Here is a 16,348-nt window from a genome sequence, read left to right on the forward strand (position 1 = left end):
CCTAGTGGGCCAGGAGGTGGACCTGGGTCGCGAGCGGGAGGTACTCCGGCCGCTCGGCGACGGCGCGCTCGAGGTCAGCGAGAGCCGAGGCCGCGCCGGCCTCCTGGTCGAGGAGCGAGCCCGGCACCAGGTCGGTGAAGACCCGCACGGCGTGCACGGCGGCCACCGTGAAGCCGGCCTGCTCCACGAGCGCACTGATCTCGGGAGCCGTGAAGCGGCGGTTCGTGCGACCGGGCCGGCTGCCGCGCTCGGGCACCTCGTCGCCGTCGAGCAGGGTGAGCGCCTCGCGCAGGTGGCCCGCCATCGCTCGCGCGACGACCGCCGCGTGGCGCTGACCGACGAGGATGCTGACCGTGCCGCCGGGCCGCAGCACCTTGCGGATCGTCGCCAGCGCCTCGCCGGCGTCGACCACCTCGAGGAGCCCGTGGCACAGCACGAGGTCGGCACTCTCCGCACCCACCACGTCGAGCAGGCCCGAGACGTCGCCCTGGTGCCCCGCGACCTCGACGCCGACCTCCAGGGCGCGTCGGGACAGCGCGGCGAGAGCGTCGGGGCTCGGGTCGACGACGACCACCCGGTGGCCCGCCTGGGCCACCCGTACGGCGAAGCCGCCCGTCCCGCCACCGATGTCGACGACGTCACAGGGCTCGCCGGAGAGGACGGGGCCCAGCGCATCCCACACGACAGCGGTGCGCACGGACCCCGGACGCTCCCCGGGCCGCTCTCGGGAGACCATGACGTCCACACTAGTGGTCCCACCGCAGGGAGCTCAGCCCGCCGCGCGCCCGGCCAGCTGCTCGCCCAGCGGGACGTGCGGGGTGAGCCCCAGCGCCTGCTCGACGACGGCGAGGAAGCGGTCGGCGTCGCGGACCAGGTCGTCGGCGTCGCGCTCGCTGACCGCTCGTGTGGAGCCGGACTCGGCGGCCGCGCGCTTGGCCGCACCCGCGGCGAAGAACGTGGCCCACTCCCCCAGCTCGGGCGCCACCTCGGCGAGCAGGACCCAGGCGTTCTTCTGCGCCCGGCGCCGCGGCGCGGCGGGCCGCGCCCGCGCCGCGAGCAGTGCGGCCGCCGCACGCAGCGCGGCCACGTGGGCGCAGGCATAGCGCTCGGCGACGTCGCGCGAGGCGACCGCCTCGCTCAGGCTTTCCGCCGCACGGAGGAGGTAGGAATGCGTGGTCGCGGGAAGGTGCATCGCTGGCTCCTCGGTCGGTGGTCGATGACCGGCGGGGCGGGGTCGGGGCCGTCTCCGTCGGGTCGTGTTCGAACATGTGTTCGAACAATTCCAAGGTACACCCCACCCCCGACACGAGGTCAAGGCCTCGTGCGGAGGGCGCGGGAGCCGGCGGTCAGGCCTCGTCGAGCACGCGGCAGTGCCGCCGGCTGTCGGGGTGCAGGAGAAAGACGAGGGTGACCGCGCTGACGACGGCCGCGGTGATGATGAGGCCGCGGAAGAGCGCCGGCGGCGTGGTGCGCACGGTGGCCACGGCCGCGACGACGATGCCGATCGAGATCAGGCTCAGCGCGTGGCGGGCCCAGTTGTGGCCCGCCCGCATCAACGGGATCAGCGTCAGCGTGGTGATCGCGATGACGCCGTACAGGACGAGGATGACGGGCACGAAGTCCAGCGGCTGCACCGTGCTGTCGCCCGAGCGGCCGGGAGACCAGGCGTCCTGCAGGTCGTCGCGGAACGCGACCACCAGGACCGACACCACGAGACCGGCGGCCACCTCGAACCACAGCAACCACGTTGCGAAGTCGACCGACGCGGGTCGCTTGCCCATCCATCCTCCTCGACCGTGCCCTAGGGTCACACCCATGTCGGCCGACCATCCCTCGATCAGCCGGTTCCGCGCCGAGCACGCGCGACGCGGCGGCACTGGCGAGATCGTCATTCTGCCCGATGCCGTCCACACCGCCGCACTGGCCGCCGCGGCACTCGGCTGCGAGGTGGGCGCGATCGCCAACAGCCTGCTGTTCGACGCGAGCGGCTCGCCGGTACTGATCCTCACCTCGGGCGCTCACCGCGTCGACACCCGACGGACCGCCGAGGCGGTCGGCGCCGAGCGGCTCGACCGCGCGACGCCGGAGTTCGTGCGGGAGCACACCGGCCAGGTCATCGGCGGCGTGTCCCCCATCGGCCACCCCGCGCCCGTGCCGACGTACCTGGACTCCTGGCTGCAGCGCTACGACGTCGTGTGGGCCGCCGCCGGTCATCCGGCGGCGGTGTTCTCGACGACGTACGACGAGCTGCTGCGCCTCACCGGCGCCGACCCGATCGACGTCGAGTGACGGAGGGGACGCCGTGAGGATCGTCGTCATCGGAGGCGGCCTGGGCGGCCTGGCCTCCGCCGCCCGGCTCGCCAAGGCCGGCCACGAGGTCGTGCTCGTGGAGACCTCGCCGACCCTCGGCGGTGCCCTCGGCACCGTGACGGAGGGGGGCTACAGCTGGGACGGGTCGGCGACCTCGACGCTGGTGCCGGCTGCGCTGCGCGACCTCTTCCGGAAGTCGGGGCGCCCGTTGGAGACCGAGCTCGGCGGCGACCTGGAGCCGCTCGAGGTGATCACCGAGCACCGCTTCGAGGACCGCACCTCGGTGCGGGTGCCCGGCGGGTCCCGGGCCGCCCAGATCGAGGCGTTCGACGAGCTGGGCGACGGGCTGGGCGAGGCGTGGGTGCGCCACGTCGACACCTACGCCCCCGTCTGGGACGTGCTGCGGCGCCACTACGTGGAGGTGCCCTGGGACCCCCGCGACCTGCCGAAGGACCTGCACTCGCTCCTCTCCACCCGCGAGACCCTGCACAAGCGGCTGCGCCGGGACTTCCGCGACGACCGGCTCGGGCTCGTCGCGGGTCACCGCGTCGTGGCCGAGGGTCACGACCTGCGCAACGTGCCGGCCTGGGCGGGCGTGACCACCTACCTCGAGCAGTGCTTCGGCGCCTGGCGGGTGCCCGGCGGCATGGGCCGCCTCGTCGAGCTGCTGACCCGACGGCTCGAGACGCGCGGCGTCACGGTCCTGACCGACACCAGCGCGCGCGACCTGGTGGTCCGCGACGGCAAGGTGGTGGGCGTCGCGGTCGACACCGGCGAGATCGAGGTCGACGCGGTCGTGGTCGCCATCGACCCGCGGCGGCTCCCCGCCCTCGCCCCGCTCGTCGAGCGCACCATGCCGGCGATCCCGCCCGTGGTCGCGCACATCGGCCTCGTCGGCGAGGTGCCCGACCTGCCCGCCGAGCTGGTGCTGCACGCCGACCCGCTGATCGTCGTCCGCACCGGCGGGACCGCACCCGAGGGCGGCACCGCGTGGACCCTCCACGGCCGCGGCAAGCTGGCCGAGGACATCCTCGACGCGCTGGCCCGCCACAAGATCGACGTCCGCGAGCAGGTGGCCGTCCGCGTGGACCGCTCGCCGCGCGACCTCGTGGAGCTCTGGCACGGCTCGCCCTGTGGCGTGCTCTGGCAGGGGCGCGGGACGGTGCGCCACCGACTCGGACCGACCACCCCCGTCAAGGGCGTGTACGCCGCCGGCGCCCACGCCGCGCCCGGGGCGGGCGTGCCGTTCGTCGCCCAGTCGGCGGCCCTGGTCGCCCAGGTGATCGGCCCGGCCTGAGCGCTCGCGCCGGTCAGACCGTGATGCGCAGGGCCTCGAAGATCTCGAGCGTGGCCTTGGACCGGTTGAGCGTGTAGAAGTGCAGGCCGGGGGCGCCCCCGGCGAGCAGCTCCTCGCACAGCTCCGCCGCGATCGTGATGCCCTCCGCACGGACCTTCTCGGGCTCCGGACCGGCCGCGGTGATCCGCTCGACGATCTCCTCGGGCACGGAGGTGCCGATGAGCTCGCCCTGCCGCCGGATCGCGTTGAGGTTCAGGATCGGCATGATGCCCGGCAGGATCGGGATGTCGACCCCGCGCTCGCGCACCCGGTCGACGAGGCCGAAGTAGTCCTCGGCCCGGAAGAACATCTGGGTGACGGCGAACTCCGCGCCCGCGTGCGCCTTGGCGACCAGCCGGTCGGCGTCGACGTCGAGCGAGCCCGCACCCGGGTGCCCCTCGGGGAAGGCCGCGACGCCCACCCGGAACTCCCCGCGCGAGCGCGCCAGCTCGACCAGGTCGACGGCGTAGTTCAGACCGCCCTCGGTGGGCGTCCAGTCGGCCCGAGGCCCCTCCTGCGGGTCGCCGCGCAGCGCCATCACGTGGTAGACGCCCTCGGCGATGTAGGAGTCGAGGATGGCCTCGAGCTCCTCGCGCGTGTGACCGACGCAGGTGAGGTGCGCCATCGGGACCATCGAGGTCTCCCGGGCGATCCGGCCGGTGATCCCGACCGTCTTGTCGCGGGTGCTGCCGCCGGCGCCGTACGTCACCGACACGAAGGTCGGACGGTAGGGCTCGAGCGCCCGGATGGCGTCCCAGAGGTGCTGCTCACCCGCCTCGTCCTTGGGGGGAAAGAACTCGAAGGAGAAGGAGCGCTCGCCCTGGCGGATGATGTCGCCCAGGGAGCGGCCGCGACCTGTAGTCATGGGCGGAGTTTAGGCGGCGCCGCTCCGGCGGGGGCGACGACGGCCGAACTCGGACGCCTCTCTAGAGTCGGGCAGGTGAGCGGGCAGGCGTGGGACCAGGCTGACCAGGAGCGGTTCCGTGCCGGGCTGCAGGCGACGATCGACGCCTTCCTCGACGAGCAGGCGGAGCGACTCGCCCCCCTGGGCGACGACGCCGCGCGCCTCGTCGCCGAGGGACGCGCCGCGGTGTCGGGGGGCAAGCGCTTCCGGGCTGCGTTCAGCTACTGGGGCTTCCGCGCTGCCGCGCGGGAGGAGTACGACGACCGGTCGGTGCTGCGCGCCGCGGCGGCCCTCGAGCTGCTGCACGCCAGTGCCCTGGTGCACGACGACCTGATGGACGCCTCGGACACCCGGCGCGGACGGCCGGCCACCCACCGGGGCTTCGCGGCCCTCCACCAGGAGCAGGCCTGGCCCGGCGATCCGGACCAGTTCGGCGCCGCGGCGGCGATCCTCGTCGGCGACCTCCTCCTGTCGTGGAGCGACGAGCTGCTGCGCCGCTGCGGGATGCCGTGGGACCGGGTCGGCCCGGCGCTCGAGGTGCTCGACCTGTGCCGCTCGGAGGTCATCGCCGGCCAGTTCCTCGACGTCTCCGTCCAGGCCCGCGGCCGGGCCGACGTCGCGGCGGCGATGACGGTGCTGCGCTACAAGTCGGCCAAGTACTCCATCGAGCGCCCGCTCCACGTCGGTGCCGCCCTCGCCGGTGCGAGCCCCGAGGTCCTCGCCGCCCTCTCCTCCTTCGGGCTGCCGCTCGGCGAGGCCTTCCAGCTCCGCGACGACCTGCTCGGGGTGTTCGGCGACCCCGCCACCACGGGGAAGCCCGCCGGCGACGACCTCGTCGAGGGCAAGCGCACGGTGCTCGTCGCGCTGGCCCTGGACGGCGCGCCCGACGACGAGGCGGCGCGGCTCGACGCGGCCCTCGGCACCGCGCTCACCGAGCCGGAGGTCGCCGAGCTGCGAGGCATCATCGACCGCTCCGGCGCCCACGCGCAGGTCGAGGCGATGATCGAGGACCTGGCGCGCGGCGCGGTCACCGCCCTGGAGCAGGCCCGATCCGCGGTCGGCCTCGACGAGCGCGCGTGCGCGGTGCTCGAGGGCCTCGCGGCGGCCGCCACCCGTCGCGTCCTGTAGCAGTCAGGCCGGCCGCACGCGCCGGAGGTCAGTCCAGCGACGCGATCCCGGTCCCGGGGCCGGGACCGCGCAGCAGCACCTCGAGGGTCGCCTCGCCGTCGTCGCGCCGGCCGAGCACGTCGCACACCTTGTCGAAGGCGCGCCGGTCCGCCCGCGCCAGGCTGCCCCAGCCGTCCCACAGCAGCACTGTCGGCCGGTCGCGGTCGCGCAGGCAGTCGCGCAACGCGTCGAGGTTGCCGCCGTAGTGGTCGGGGAAGGCCAGGGCGTCACCGATCGCGGCGAGGACCTCCGACTTGCTCTCCAGCGCAACCCCGTCCACGTAGCCGAACGTCCAGCCCGCGTGCTCGACCGCGTGCTGGACGTCGGGGACGTGGAGGGCGTTGTGCCAGTGGTGCACGCCGGCGTCGTGCCGGCCCGCCAGGACGGCGGCCAACCCGCTCACGTGGTCATCTCCAGATCACCTCGAACGACTCGTAGTGGTCCTCTGTCCAGTAGAGCTCGCCCTGGTCCCCGCCGATGATCCGACGGGCACCGCGGTCGTCCGACCCCGGCGTCTCCACCGTGTACTCCCGGTAATAGCCGTCCGACCGGTCCGGGAGCAACCCCTCGTAGTTGCCGAACCTGCCACCGTCCTGCTCGTAGGGGAAGGGACCGCCGGCGTCGATGAGGTCCACGACCTCGGCGGCCTCCGGCGGGAGGTCGGCCAGGGCGACGTACGGCAGCCCGCTGGCCCCGTCGCGCTCGGGCATGCCGGACGGGGCCGACGACGTCGGCCCAGGTGCCGACGAGGTGCCGGCCGAGGTGCCCGCCGAGGTGCTCGGCGAGGTGCCCGCGGCGGGGTCGTCGGTGTCGCCGTGCGTGCTCTGGACCCACCACGCCGCGAGGGCGAGCAGCACCACGAGCGCGGCACCGCCCAGCCCGCCTCCGCGCCGGGCCGAGGACGAGCGCGTCGACGCCACGGGTGCCTAGAAGCCGAGCGCCTGCGCGCGGCGCTTGACCTCGGAGCCGCGGTTCTCCCGCAGGGCGTCGATCGGGCGCCCGGGCAGGTCCGCGTCGAGGAACAGCCACGCGATGCACTCGCGGTCGTCGAAGCCCTGGTCGTGGAGCAGGGTGAGCAGGCCGGGGATGCCCTTGACGGGGAGGCCCTCGTCGTCGAGGAGGAGCGCGGGGATCGACGGGCGCGCGCCCTCGGCGGGCACGGCCGCGGCCAGCTCGTGGTCGCGCACCATGGTGCGCACCTTCGCGGGGGTCACGCCGATCACGGCGGCGGCGCCGTCCCAGTCGAGCCACTCGTCGACGAGGGCGGCCAGGTCGTGGTCGGCCAGCCGGGGTGCGGGATCGCTCATGGGCACATCCTTCCACCCGGCGTGGTTGCGGGGACCGGTGGCAACCCCCACGTATCCTGTCGACGCCGGTCACTTCCCCGACCGGAGCAGCGAGCATGCACAGGAGGGTCGCTGTGCACGAGGACACGCACGACCGCGGCAGGCGGCCGCGCGACGTGGGCACCCCTGACAACGACCCCCAGGTCGGGCGGCTCCTCGACGGCCGCTACCGGATCGGGCCGCGGATCGCGCGCGGCGGCATGGCCTCGGTCTACGAGGCCCACGACATCCGGCTCGATCGCGCCGTCGCGATCAAGATCATGCACGCCGGCCTGGGCGACTCGACCTCGGGCGACGAGGAGTTCGCGGCCCGCTTCGTGCGCGAGGCGCGCGCGGCGGCGCGGCTGTCGCACCCCAACGTGGTCGCCGTCTATGACCAGGGCGAGGACGCGGGGACCGTCTACCTCGCCATGGAGCTGGTGCCGGGCCACACCCTGCGCGACACGATCGCCAAGGAGGCGCCGATGTCGCCCGAGCGGGCGCTGGCGATCCTCGACCCGGTGATGTCGGCCCTGGCCTCGGCGCACCGAGCCGGCCTGGTCCACCGCGACGTCAAGCCCGAGAACGTCCTCATCGCCGACGACGGCCGCATCAAGGTCGCCGACTTCGGCCTCGCCCGCGCGGTGAGTGCGGAGACCCAGCACACCGCGACCGGGGGCGTGCTCATCGGCACCGTCTCCTACCTCGCCCCCGAGCTCGTGGTCGACGGCAAGGCCGACGCCCGCGCCGACGTCTATGCGGTCGGCGTGATCCTTTACGAGCTGCTGACCGGTCACAAGCCGCACACGGGCGAGTCCCCGATCCAGGTCGCCTACAAGCACGTGCACGAGGACGTCCCGGCGCCCTCGGAGGAGGTCCGCGGCATCCCGGCGTACGTCGACGCGCTCGTCGCCCGCGCCACGACCCGCGACCGCACGCTCCGCCCCGCGGACGCGGCGGTCCTGCTGCACCACGCGCACCGGGTCACCCACGCCCTCCACGAGGGCGTGCGCGAGGACCCCGAGCTCTTCGCCGACCTGCTGCCCACGCCGTCGCGCACCACCGGCTCCGACACGATGCCCGAGCCGATCACCGAGCTCTGGGACGACGCCCAGCAGCGGGTGGCGGACCTGCACCGGCCCGAGGGCACGCAGAAGCTCGACGCCGCGCCTCCCCCGCGCCGCACTGCCCCGTCCCCGCCCCGTCCCGCGACGCCGGTCCGGCAGGAGGAGCGGCCGCCTCGCCGTCGGCGCGGCATCGTGCTGCTCGTGCTCGTGGCGGTGCTCGTCGCCGCGATCAGCGGTGGCGCCTACTGGTTCGGCTGGGCGCGCTACACCACGGCGCCGAGCGTCGAGGGGTTGTCGAAGGCACAGGCGGAGAAGAAGATCGACGACGCCGGGCTCGACGTCGGCTACGCCGACGCCGTCTACTCGACCACGGTCGAGGAGGGCGACGTCGTCTCCAGCGACCCCGGTCCCGGCGAGCGGATCCTGCCCGGCGACACAGTGACGGTCACGCTCTCGCTCGGAGAGGAGCGCCACGACCTGCCCAACCTGCGCGGGAAGACGGTCGCGGAGGCGGAGGACGCCCTGGCCGCGGTCAAGCTCGTCGCCGGCGACAACGTCCGCGAGGTGTGGTCCGAGCACGTGCCGAAGGGACAGGTCATCGGCACCGACCCGGCGTTCGGCACGAAGAAGGCCAAGAACCTGCCGGTGCACACCGTCATCCGGCTCACCGTCAGCCAGGGTCGCCGGCCGCGTCCGGTCGGCGACTGGGTCGGCCGCAGCGTCGAGCAGGCCACGAAGGTGCTGGAGAAGCGCGGCCTGGTCGTCACGGTCACCGACCACCAGTTCAGCGACAGGGTCGACGAGGGCGACGTCATCAGTCAGGACCCGACCGGCGGCACCTTGTTCAAGGGCGACGAGGTCGAGCTCGTCGTGTCCGACGGACCCGAGCTGATCGAGGTGCCGCGGGTGTTCTACGAGCCGACCGACCAGGCGGTCCAGGAGCTCGAGGACCTCGGCTTCGACGTGCAGGTCAAGCACGCGGCCATCTACTTCACCGGCGACCGCGCCTACTCCACCGATCCCCCGGCCGGCACGATGGCCCCGAAGGGAAGCACGATCACGGTCTACGTCGTATGACGGCCGACGGACGCCGCACCTCGCTGCTCGCCGCCGGCGCGCTGCTCGCGATGACCGCGTGCTGGGGATCGACCTTCTTCCTGATCAAGGACCTGCTCGACCGGGTCCCCACCGTCGACTTCCTCGCCGTCCGCTTCCTCATCGCCGGTGCCGCGATGGTGCTGGTGGCGCCGCGCGCCATCGGCCGGCTGCAGCCGGACAAGCGCCGCCACGCCGTGCTCCTCGGCTGCCTCTACGGCGTCGCGCAGATCCTCCAGACCGCCGGCCTGGCACACACCCCGGCGAGCGTGAGCGGCTTCATCACCGGCCTGTACGTCGTCGCCACCCCCGTCATCGCGGCGCTGCTGCTCCGCACCCGGATCACAGGCGTCACCTGGGCCGCCGTCGCGCTGGCGACCACCGGGCTCGGCGTGCTCACCCTCGACGGCCTCTCGATCGGCTACGGCGAGGCGATCACCCTCGTCGCCGCGATCCTCTACGCCTTCCACATCGTCGGGCTGGGCGCGTGGTCGACGCCCGCCGACGCGCTCGGCATGTCGATCCTCCAGGTGCTGGTCATCGCCGGGATCTGCCTGGTGGCGGCGCTGGTCTCCGGTGACGCCGGCGTCGAGCTGCCCGACCGCGGTGGCGACTGGGTCTCGCTCGTCTACATGGCGCTGGTGGCGGGCGCGGCCGCGATGCTGGCGCAGACGTGGGCCCAAGCGCACCTGCCGCCGACGCGGAGCGCGATCATCATGAGCATGGAGCCCGTCTTCGCCGCGTTCTTCGCCGTGCTGCTGGGCGGGGAGTCGGTGACCGGGCGGATGGCGCTCGGCGGCCTCATGGTGCTCACCGCGATGATCGCGGTCGAGGTGGCACCGCGCCGGAAGGTGGAGGGCGAGGTCGCCCACCTGACCGTCTGAGCCAGGATCGCGTGGCCCTGGCCGCACGTCCGGATCGTGGGTCCGTCCCGGCGCCGCCCGGCCGCGGACCTACCGTGAGGGACATGGTCGTGGTCATGGCGCCGGACGCCAGCGCGGAGGACGTGGCGCACGTCGTCGAGCGCGTCGAGGCGGTCGGCGGCACGGCCTTCGTGTCGCAGGGGGTGCTCCGCACGATCATCGGCCTGGTCGGCGACGTCGACAGCTTCCACGGGCTCAACCTCAGGGCGATGCGCGGGGTCGCCGCCGTGCACCGCATCTCCGACCCCTACAAGCTGGTCAGCCGTCAGCACCACCCCGACCGGTCGACGGTCTGGGTGGGCCAGGGGGCCGCTCAGGTGCCGATCGGACCGGCGACGTTCACGTTCATCGCCGGGCCGTGCGCCGTGGAGACGCCCGAGCAGACCCTCGAGGCGGCCACCATGGCCAAGGCCGCCGGCGCCACGCTGCTGAGGGGCGGCGCCTACAAGCCCCGCACGTCGCCGTACGCCTTCCAGGGCCTGGGCCGCAAGGGGCTCGACATCCTCGCCGCCGTCGGCCAGGCGACGGGGCTGCCGATCGTCACCGAGGTCCTCGACGCGCGCGACGTCGCCGAGGTCGCCGAGCAGGCCGACATGCTCCAGGTCGGCACCCGCAACATGGCCAACTTCGGGCTCCTTCAGGCGGTGGGCGAGGCGGGTCGGCCGGTGCTGCTCAAGCGCGGGATGACGGCGACCATCGAGGAGTGGCTGATGGCGGCGGAGTACGTCGCCCAGCGCGGCAACCTCGACATCGTGCTGTGCGAGCGGGGCATCCGGACGTTCGAGCCCTCGACGCGCAACACCCTCGACATCTCCGCGGTGCCCATCGCGCAGTCGGCCAGCCACCTGCCGGTGATCGTGGATCCCTCGCACGCCGCGGGCCGCAAGGACCTCGTGGTCCCGCTGTCGCGGGCGGCCATCGGTGCCGGTGCGGACGGCGTCATCGTGGACGTGCACTCCGACCCCGAGGTCGCGCTCTGCGACGGCCCGCAGGCGCTCCACGGGACCGAGCTCCGCGCCCTCGCGCAGGCGGTCCGCCAGCTGCCACCGCTCCTCGGGCGAGGTCCCGCCGAAGCGGTGCCGGCGACGCCCTCGGGTTAAGGTCAGGTCGACTCATCCCCGGGGGTTCGCCATGAGGTACTGCACGAACTGCGGTCACCAGCTCGGTATCGGGCGGTACTGCACGAACTGTGGTGCCCGCGTGCCGGTCCCGGCGGCCGAGGCGCCGCGCAGCCAGGAGGACTTCCCGACGTCGGTGCGGCCGGGCGAGGTGCCGCCGCTGCACCCGTACGGCGACGACCCCCTCAACACCGAGCCGCCTCCGCCCCCGCCTCCCCTCGGTCCGCCGCCGAGCGTGGCGCGCTACCCGCTCTTCGCCGAGACGGTGGCCGCGCCCGCCGTGCCCCCGCCCGTCGCCGCGCCCGTCGCCGCACCCTGGCCCGCGACGCCCGCACCGCGCCGCCGCTCGGCGACCCCGTGGGTGATCGCGTTCCTGGCCCTCGCAGCGATCGCCGCGGTCGGCGGGATCCTGCTCGTCGTCGGAGGATCGGGCGAGAAGGACGCCGACGACCCGGCCCCTCGCACGCACGGCACCGGACGCACCCAGGAGGCGCCGTCGCAGGACGGCGCCGAAGGGATCGACGGCGCGGCTGCGGCGGTCGTCCCCGCCGACGTCGACGTGCCGGGCACCGCTCCGGCGAGCGTCGACACCGACGGCACCCGGGTCACCTTCGACGCGGGCAACATGCTCGACGACGACCCGCGCACCTGCTGGCGGACCCCTGGCGACGCGACCGGCGCCACCCTCACCTTCACCTTCGACGAGCCGGTGACCCTCAGCGAGGTCGGGCTGGTCAACGGCTACGCGAAGACCGACCCGCCCCACGACTGGTACCACGGCAACCGCCGCATCACCGACGTCGTCTGGACCTTCGACGACGGCACCGAGGTCGAGCAGCACCTCGGCGCCGACGACACCTCCGTGCAGTCCACCGACGTCGACGACGTGCAGACCTCCTCCGTCGAGCTGCGCATCGTCGGGCTGACCGCTCCCGGCAGGGGTGCCGACTCCCGCGACTACACCGCGATCAGCGAGGCCGCCTTCAGCGGACGGTGACCTCCTTGGGCCGCCCCGGCCGGTCGCGGACAGCGCCGTCCGCGGAGGTCTAGCCTCGGCTGCATGAAGCGCTTGGTCGTGTGCTGCGACGGGACGTGGAACAAGCCGGACAACGAGACCATCACCAACATCGAGAAGATCGCCCGCACGGTGCAGACCGACCCGGGCGCGTCCGGGCCCGCCGACCAGCTCGTCTACTACGTCAGCGGGGTCGGCGCCGGGAGCTATCGGGCCGACAAGATCCTCGGCGGCGCCTTCGGGTTCGGGCTCTACCACAACGTCGTCGCCTGCTACCGCTTCCTCGCGCAGAACTACGAGCCCGGCGACCAGATCTTCATCTTCGGCTTCAGCCGTGGGGCCTACACGGCGCGCTCGCTCGCTGGGATGATCGGCCGCGTCGGGCTGCTCACGCGCCTGGCCCTGGTCGAGGAGCGGCTGCCGACCGCTGTCCACCTCTACCAGCGCCGGCCGCCCGCGGCCGGCGCCTTCGGCGAGAGCGTGGAGGAGTTCAAGCACGACCACTGCCACGCCGCCACCGTGGACTTCCTCGGCGTCTTCGACACCGTCGGCGCCCTGGGCGTGCCGGGGTTCATGCGGTTCACGCCGCGCTTCCACGACGTCCGGCTCGGCGCCGACGTGAAGTGCGCACGGCACGCACTGGCGATCGACGAGACCCGCCGGAAGTTCGCGCCCACGTTCTGGGAGGCGCCCGAGCCGGGCCCCGACGGCCGGGCCGAGGACCCGCGGGTCAAGCAGGTGTGGTTCGAGGGCGCGCACTCCGACGTGGGCGGCGGCTACCGCGAGACCGGGCTCTCCGACACCGCCCTGCTCTGGATGGCCCGCGAGGCCCACGCCGCCGGGCTCGTCTTCGACGTGGCCCTCCTCGGCATCTACGCCAACAGCGGTCGCGACCCGATCCGGCACGACCCGCTCAACCCCCTCTACCGGGTCGACAACGTCCTCCTCGCAGCCAAGGCGGGCCTCGGCATCGGCAGGGACGCGCACGCGTTCGTCGGCGGCCGTCGGCGCCTGACCAACGACCGCGCCGTGTCGGTCCGCGTCGCCAGCAGCGCCGTCAACCACTTCCAGGACGACAGCGGCTACGAGCCGGTCAACCTGCTCGCCCTCGCCGACGCGACCCACGGCTTCGCCGGCATCGTCGAACCGGTCGTCGCACTACCCGAGGCCGGTGTCGACCTGACGCCGCTCGGAGCGTGCTGACCGGCCGCGTCAGCCCCGCGGACCCCAGCCCGGTCGGAGGTGGCGCGCGAAGAAGCGCGCCGCGTCCTCCCCCGCGTGGGCCGGAACCCCGGTGTGGCCGCCGACGTTCGCCTGGAGCGTCTTCTCCTGCGACCCGATCGCGTCGAAGAGGTCCAGGGCGCGCTGACGGTCGTTGCCCTCGTCGTCCCACTGCAGCAGCACGTGCACCGGGACCCTCAACCGTCGGGCTTCCTCGATGATCGTGCGCGGCACGTAGCTGCCGGCGAAGAGACCGGCGGCCACCACCCGCGGCTCCACCACCGCCATCCGCACGCCGACCGCGATCACGCCGCCGGAGACCGCCACCGGGCCGCCGACCTCGGGGAGGGCGAGGGCGGCGTCCACCAGGGCCTGCCACTCCGGCACGGCGCGGTCGACGAGGGGCAGGATCAGACGGTCGATGACGTCGTCTCCTGGGAGGGCGCCGGCCGCGAGCGCCTCCCGCAGGTCGGCTCGCGCCTGATCGACGACGGGGAGGCCCGACCTCGTCCCCTTGCCGGGGAGCTCGATGGCGGCCGACGCGAAGCCGAGCCGCGCCGAGCTGCGCGCGCGGCCCTCCAGCCGGCCGCGCATCGCCGCCAACCCGCCGGGGTGGCCGAGGAGGACCAGGGGCGCGGGCGCGGATGCACTCGCGGCCGCGGGCGTCCACAGGACGCCCTCGACGTCCCCGAGGACGAAGTCGCGTTCGAGGACGCCGTCGTCGAGGCTGCGTGCCGACGTGATCTGCATCGAAGGTCCTCCCGGAGTCGCCGGGACGGCCTCCCGGACGACCCTCCGACCCTAGTTCCTGCGGTGGGGGCCGTTCTCGCCGCCGGGCGGAGCGCGGGGGTCGTGCAGGGAGTCGCCCGCACCGCGGTGGCCTGCGGCTCCCTGGGTACGTTGCGAAGGTGACGTCCCCCTCCGCCTCGCCCGCACCGCTGTCGGCACGACTCACCTCTGCCGACTGGTGGTTCCGGTCCCCCGACGGCCGTCTCGCTGTCGCGCAGGTGCCCAACCCGGCCCTCTGGGTGTGGCTCGCCGCTGTGGTGGTGGGTCTGTCCGACCTCTCCGACGAGCACGACCTGGTCGTCACCGGAATCCGCCGCGGAGCGTTGCTCGCGTGGGCGCTCGACGAGCTGGTGCGCGGCTCCAGCCCGTTCCGCCGGGTGGTCGGCGCCGTGGTGCTCGTCGGTCAGCTCGGCCTGGTCGCCGTCGACTGGTCCTGACCCGGCCGCGACGGGTCCCGGGGGATCAGACCGGAGCGATCCCCGCCAGCGCAGCAGCCGCCGTGCGCGCGTCGTCCGCGCTGATGTCGAGGTGCGTGACCAACCGCACGGTCCGCGCTCCGACCGCACCCACCAGCACCCCCGCCTCCCGCGCCGCGGCGACGAAGGCCACGGCGTCGGGCACGTCGAACGCGACGATGTTGGTGTCGACCGTCGCGGGGTCCGCGCCGCACGCCTCCGCGAGGAGCCGCGCGTGCGTGTGGTCGTCCGCCAGCCGCTCCACGTGGTGGTCGAGGGCGTGCAGGCCCGCAGCAGCAAGTACGCCGACCTGGCGCATCCCGCCGCCGAGCCGCTTGCGCCGCACCCGGGCCTCGGCGACCAGCGCGGCGGGACCGACGACGAGCGAGCCGACCGGCGCACCGAGCCCCTTCGACAGGCACACCGCGGCGACATCGGCCACGGCGCCGTACTCCTGGAGCGGGACACCGGTGGCGACGTGGGCGTTCCAGAGCCGGGCGCCGTCGAGGTGGACGGCGACGGCGCGCTCGTCGGCGAAGGCCCGCAGGGCCTTGAGGTCGTCGATCGGCAGCACCGCTCCCCCGGCGAAGTTGTGGGTGTTCTCGACGGAGACGGCGGCCGTGCGCACGAAGAACGGCCCGAGGTCGGGTGCGTGGAGGTCGGCGATCGCTGCCAGGTCGACCTGACCGCGCGGCGACGACCAGGTCCGCATCGTCAGGCCCGAGACCGCGCCGTGCGCACCGAGCTCGGCTCGGGCGATGTGGGCGCGGGCCTCGCACAGCACCTCCTGGCCGGGCGCCACGACGAGCCCGACCGCCAGCACGTTGGCCATCGACCCCGTCGGGGTGAAGAGCGCCGCCTCGTGGCCCAGCAGCCCGGCGACCCGCTCCTCGAGCTCGCGGACGGTCGGGTCCTCGCCGTAGACGTCGTCGCCGACCTCGGCGCGCGCCATGGCAGCGCGCATCGCCTCCGTCGGCCGGGTGACCGTGTCGGAACGGAGATCGATCACGAGATCTGCCGGGTGATCGTCGGCGACCAGCCGGACTCCTTGTGCTGGGCGGTGTTCGTCGTGCGCGCCCGGAGCTCGTAGGTGCCGTTCTGCGCGGGGTTGTAGAGCGCCGTCGCACCAGTCGTGTCGGTGCGCAGGTCGTGCCACGTCGTCGTGCCTTGGCGGCGGTACTGCACGTCGAACGCCCGGCCGCTCCCGGACGACGCAGGCGCGCTCGCCCAGCGGAGGGTCCAGCCCGTGCTGGGCGACCCCTCGGCCTTGAGCGGCACGACGACGCTGCCCTTCATCCCCGAGGCGACGTGGAAGGTGCAGTGGTAGGGGAACCTGCCGGCCGACCTCATGGTCTCCGAGAAGGAGCCGCCGGACCGGGTGCCGCTGTTCCAGAACCCCTGGTTGGACGTCGAGGTGTGCGTGCCGGTGAACGCCCAGGTCACCTGGGTGCCCTGGTCGACCTTGACGTTCGCGGGCGTGAAGCTGGTGCCGCTCCCGGCGATCGTCGGCCCGCCGCCGCCGATCGCCGACGGCGCGGCGACGACTGCAGCGAGGACCATCGCGCCGGCGAGGCCGACCGAACGGAGGAGCGTGGGGGGGCGCATCTCCCCAGGGTAGGACCG

Annotated in this window: 19 protein-coding genes; 9 read left to right on the top strand and 10 right to left on the bottom strand. The window is 73.9% G+C overall.

Annotated features, from left to right (window positions below):
- Window position 1: 1 nt before the first annotated feature.
- From ACAX67_RS19825 to ACAX67_RS19835, 3 genes are all read right to left on the bottom strand, one after another.
- Window positions 2-736, bottom strand: coding sequence for a methyltransferase domain-containing protein (locus ACAX67_RS19825; protein WP_370705624.1), 735 nt, complete (start codon window positions 734-736; stop codon window positions 2-4).
- A 33-nt stretch (window positions 737-769) separates the two neighbouring features.
- Entirely contained in the window at window positions 770-1,192 is a 423-nt protein-coding gene (locus tag ACAX67_RS19830; RefSeq protein ID WP_370705625.1) for an SAV_6107 family HEPN domain-containing protein, read from the bottom strand.
- A gap of 154 nt (window positions 1,193-1,346) precedes the next feature.
- Entirely contained in the window at window positions 1,347-1,781 is a 435-nt protein-coding gene (locus ACAX67_RS19835) for a hypothetical protein (RefSeq protein WP_370705626.1), read from the bottom strand.
- Between the two features lie 34 nt (window positions 1,782-1,815).
- Here ACAX67_RS19835 and ACAX67_RS19840 point away from each other — a divergent pair, with 34 nt between their 5' ends.
- Both ACAX67_RS19840 and ACAX67_RS19845 read left to right on the top strand, forming a co-directional pair.
- Window positions 1,816-2,289, top strand: coding sequence for a YbaK/EbsC family protein (locus tag ACAX67_RS19840; protein ID WP_370705627.1), 474 nt, complete (start codon window positions 1,816-1,818; stop codon window positions 2,287-2,289).
- A 13-nt stretch (window positions 2,290-2,302) separates the two neighbouring features.
- The gene (locus ACAX67_RS19845) at window positions 2,303-3,607 is read left to right on the top strand and encodes a phytoene desaturase family protein (protein WP_370705628.1); all 1,305 of its coding nucleotides are present in this window, start codon (window positions 2,303-2,305) and stop codon (window positions 3,605-3,607) included.
- A 13-nt stretch (window positions 3,608-3,620) separates the two neighbouring features.
- Here ACAX67_RS19845 and metF read toward each other — a convergent pair whose 3' ends face one another.
- Window positions 3,621-4,511: a methylenetetrahydrofolate reductase [NAD(P)H] gene (gene metF, locus ACAX67_RS19850; RefSeq protein WP_370705629.1), complete on the bottom strand. Its 891-nt coding sequence runs from the start codon at window positions 4,509-4,511 to the stop codon at window positions 3,621-3,623.
- A gap of 75 nt (window positions 4,512-4,586) precedes the next feature.
- On the opposite strand from metF, the gene ACAX67_RS19855 reads away from it, so the two are divergent.
- On the top strand, window positions 4,587-5,678 hold the full coding sequence (locus ACAX67_RS19855; RefSeq protein WP_370705630.1) for a polyprenyl synthetase family protein: 1,092 nt from the start codon (window positions 4,587-4,589) through the stop codon (window positions 5,676-5,678).
- A 28-nt stretch (window positions 5,679-5,706) separates the two neighbouring features.
- Here ACAX67_RS19855 and ACAX67_RS19860 read toward each other — a convergent pair whose 3' ends face one another.
- From ACAX67_RS19860 to ACAX67_RS19870, 3 genes are read right to left on the bottom strand one after another with little or no spacing between them, the layout of a single operon-like run.
- Window positions 5,707-6,120: a barstar family protein gene (locus tag ACAX67_RS19860; protein ID WP_370705631.1), complete on the bottom strand. Its 414-nt coding sequence runs from the start codon at window positions 6,118-6,120 to the stop codon at window positions 5,707-5,709.
- Window positions 6,121-6,124: 4 nt separating this feature from the next.
- On the bottom strand, window positions 6,125-6,637 hold the full coding sequence (locus ACAX67_RS19865; protein ID WP_370705632.1) for a guanyl-specific ribonuclease: 513 nt from the start codon (window positions 6,635-6,637) through the stop codon (window positions 6,125-6,127).
- Between the two features lie 6 nt (window positions 6,638-6,643).
- Entirely contained in the window at window positions 6,644-7,024 is a 381-nt protein-coding gene (locus ACAX67_RS19870) for an Rv2175c family DNA-binding protein (protein ID WP_370705633.1), read from the bottom strand.
- Between the two features lie 113 nt (window positions 7,025-7,137).
- Between ACAX67_RS19870 and pknB the strand changes: the two genes are divergently transcribed.
- From pknB to ACAX67_RS19895, 5 genes are all read left to right on the top strand, one after another.
- Window positions 7,138-9,186: a Stk1 family PASTA domain-containing Ser/Thr kinase gene (pknB, locus tag ACAX67_RS19875; RefSeq protein WP_370705634.1), complete on the top strand. Its 2,049-nt coding sequence runs from the start codon at window positions 7,138-7,140 to the stop codon at window positions 9,184-9,186.
- The gene (locus ACAX67_RS19880) at window positions 9,183-10,088 is read left to right on the top strand and encodes a DMT family transporter (RefSeq protein ID WP_370705635.1); all 906 of its coding nucleotides are present in this window, start codon (window positions 9,183-9,185) and stop codon (window positions 10,086-10,088) included. Before pknB ends, ACAX67_RS19880 begins: the two co-directional genes overlap by 4 nt.
- A gap of 83 nt (window positions 10,089-10,171) precedes the next feature.
- A complete protein-coding gene (aroF, locus tag ACAX67_RS19885; protein ID WP_370705636.1) occupies window positions 10,172-11,227 on the top strand; it encodes a 3-deoxy-7-phosphoheptulonate synthase in 1,056 nt (351 codons plus the stop codon).
- 100 nt (window positions 11,228-11,327) lie between these two features.
- The gene (locus ACAX67_RS19890) at window positions 11,328-12,242 is read left to right on the top strand and encodes an NADase-type glycan-binding domain-containing protein (protein WP_370705637.1); all 915 of its coding nucleotides are present in this window, start codon (window positions 11,328-11,330) and stop codon (window positions 12,240-12,242) included.
- 63 nt (window positions 12,243-12,305) lie between these two features.
- On the top strand, window positions 12,306-13,463 hold the full coding sequence (locus ACAX67_RS19895) for a T6SS phospholipase effector Tle1-like catalytic domain-containing protein (RefSeq protein WP_370705638.1): 1,158 nt from the start codon (window positions 12,306-12,308) through the stop codon (window positions 13,461-13,463).
- Between the two features lie 9 nt (window positions 13,464-13,472).
- On the opposite strand, the gene ACAX67_RS19900 is transcribed toward ACAX67_RS19895, so the two are convergent.
- Window positions 13,473-14,231 carry a dienelactone hydrolase family protein gene (locus ACAX67_RS19900; RefSeq protein WP_370705639.1) on the bottom strand — a complete coding sequence of 253 codons (759 nt, stop codon included), beginning with the start codon at window positions 14,229-14,231 and terminating at the stop codon, window positions 13,473-13,475.
- A 158-nt stretch (window positions 14,232-14,389) separates the two neighbouring features.
- Between ACAX67_RS19900 and ACAX67_RS19905 the strand changes: the two genes are divergently transcribed.
- A complete protein-coding gene (locus tag ACAX67_RS19905) occupies window positions 14,390-14,707 on the top strand; it encodes a hypothetical protein (protein ID WP_370705640.1) in 318 nt (105 codons plus the stop codon).
- Between the two features lie 25 nt (window positions 14,708-14,732).
- Here the strand turns inward: ACAX67_RS19905 and ACAX67_RS19910 are convergent, their stop codons facing one another.
- Together ACAX67_RS19910 and ACAX67_RS19915 are read right to left on the bottom strand one after the other, a co-directional pair.
- The gene (locus ACAX67_RS19910) at window positions 14,733-15,734 is read right to left on the bottom strand and encodes a threonine aldolase family protein (RefSeq protein ID WP_370705641.1); all 1,002 of its coding nucleotides are present in this window, start codon (window positions 15,732-15,734) and stop codon (window positions 14,733-14,735) included.
- The gene (locus ACAX67_RS19915) at window positions 15,731-16,330 is read right to left on the bottom strand and encodes a cupredoxin domain-containing protein (RefSeq protein WP_370705642.1); all 600 of its coding nucleotides are present in this window, start codon (window positions 16,328-16,330) and stop codon (window positions 15,731-15,733) included. The genes ACAX67_RS19910 and ACAX67_RS19915 overlap by 4 nt, the downstream gene beginning before the upstream one ends.
- Window positions 16,331-16,348 lie beyond the last annotated feature (18 nt).

The sequence above is a fragment of the Nocardioides candidus genome, from assembly GCF_041321175.1.
Classification (GTDB): Bacteria; Actinomycetota; Actinomycetes; order Propionibacteriales; family Nocardioidaceae; genus Nocardioides.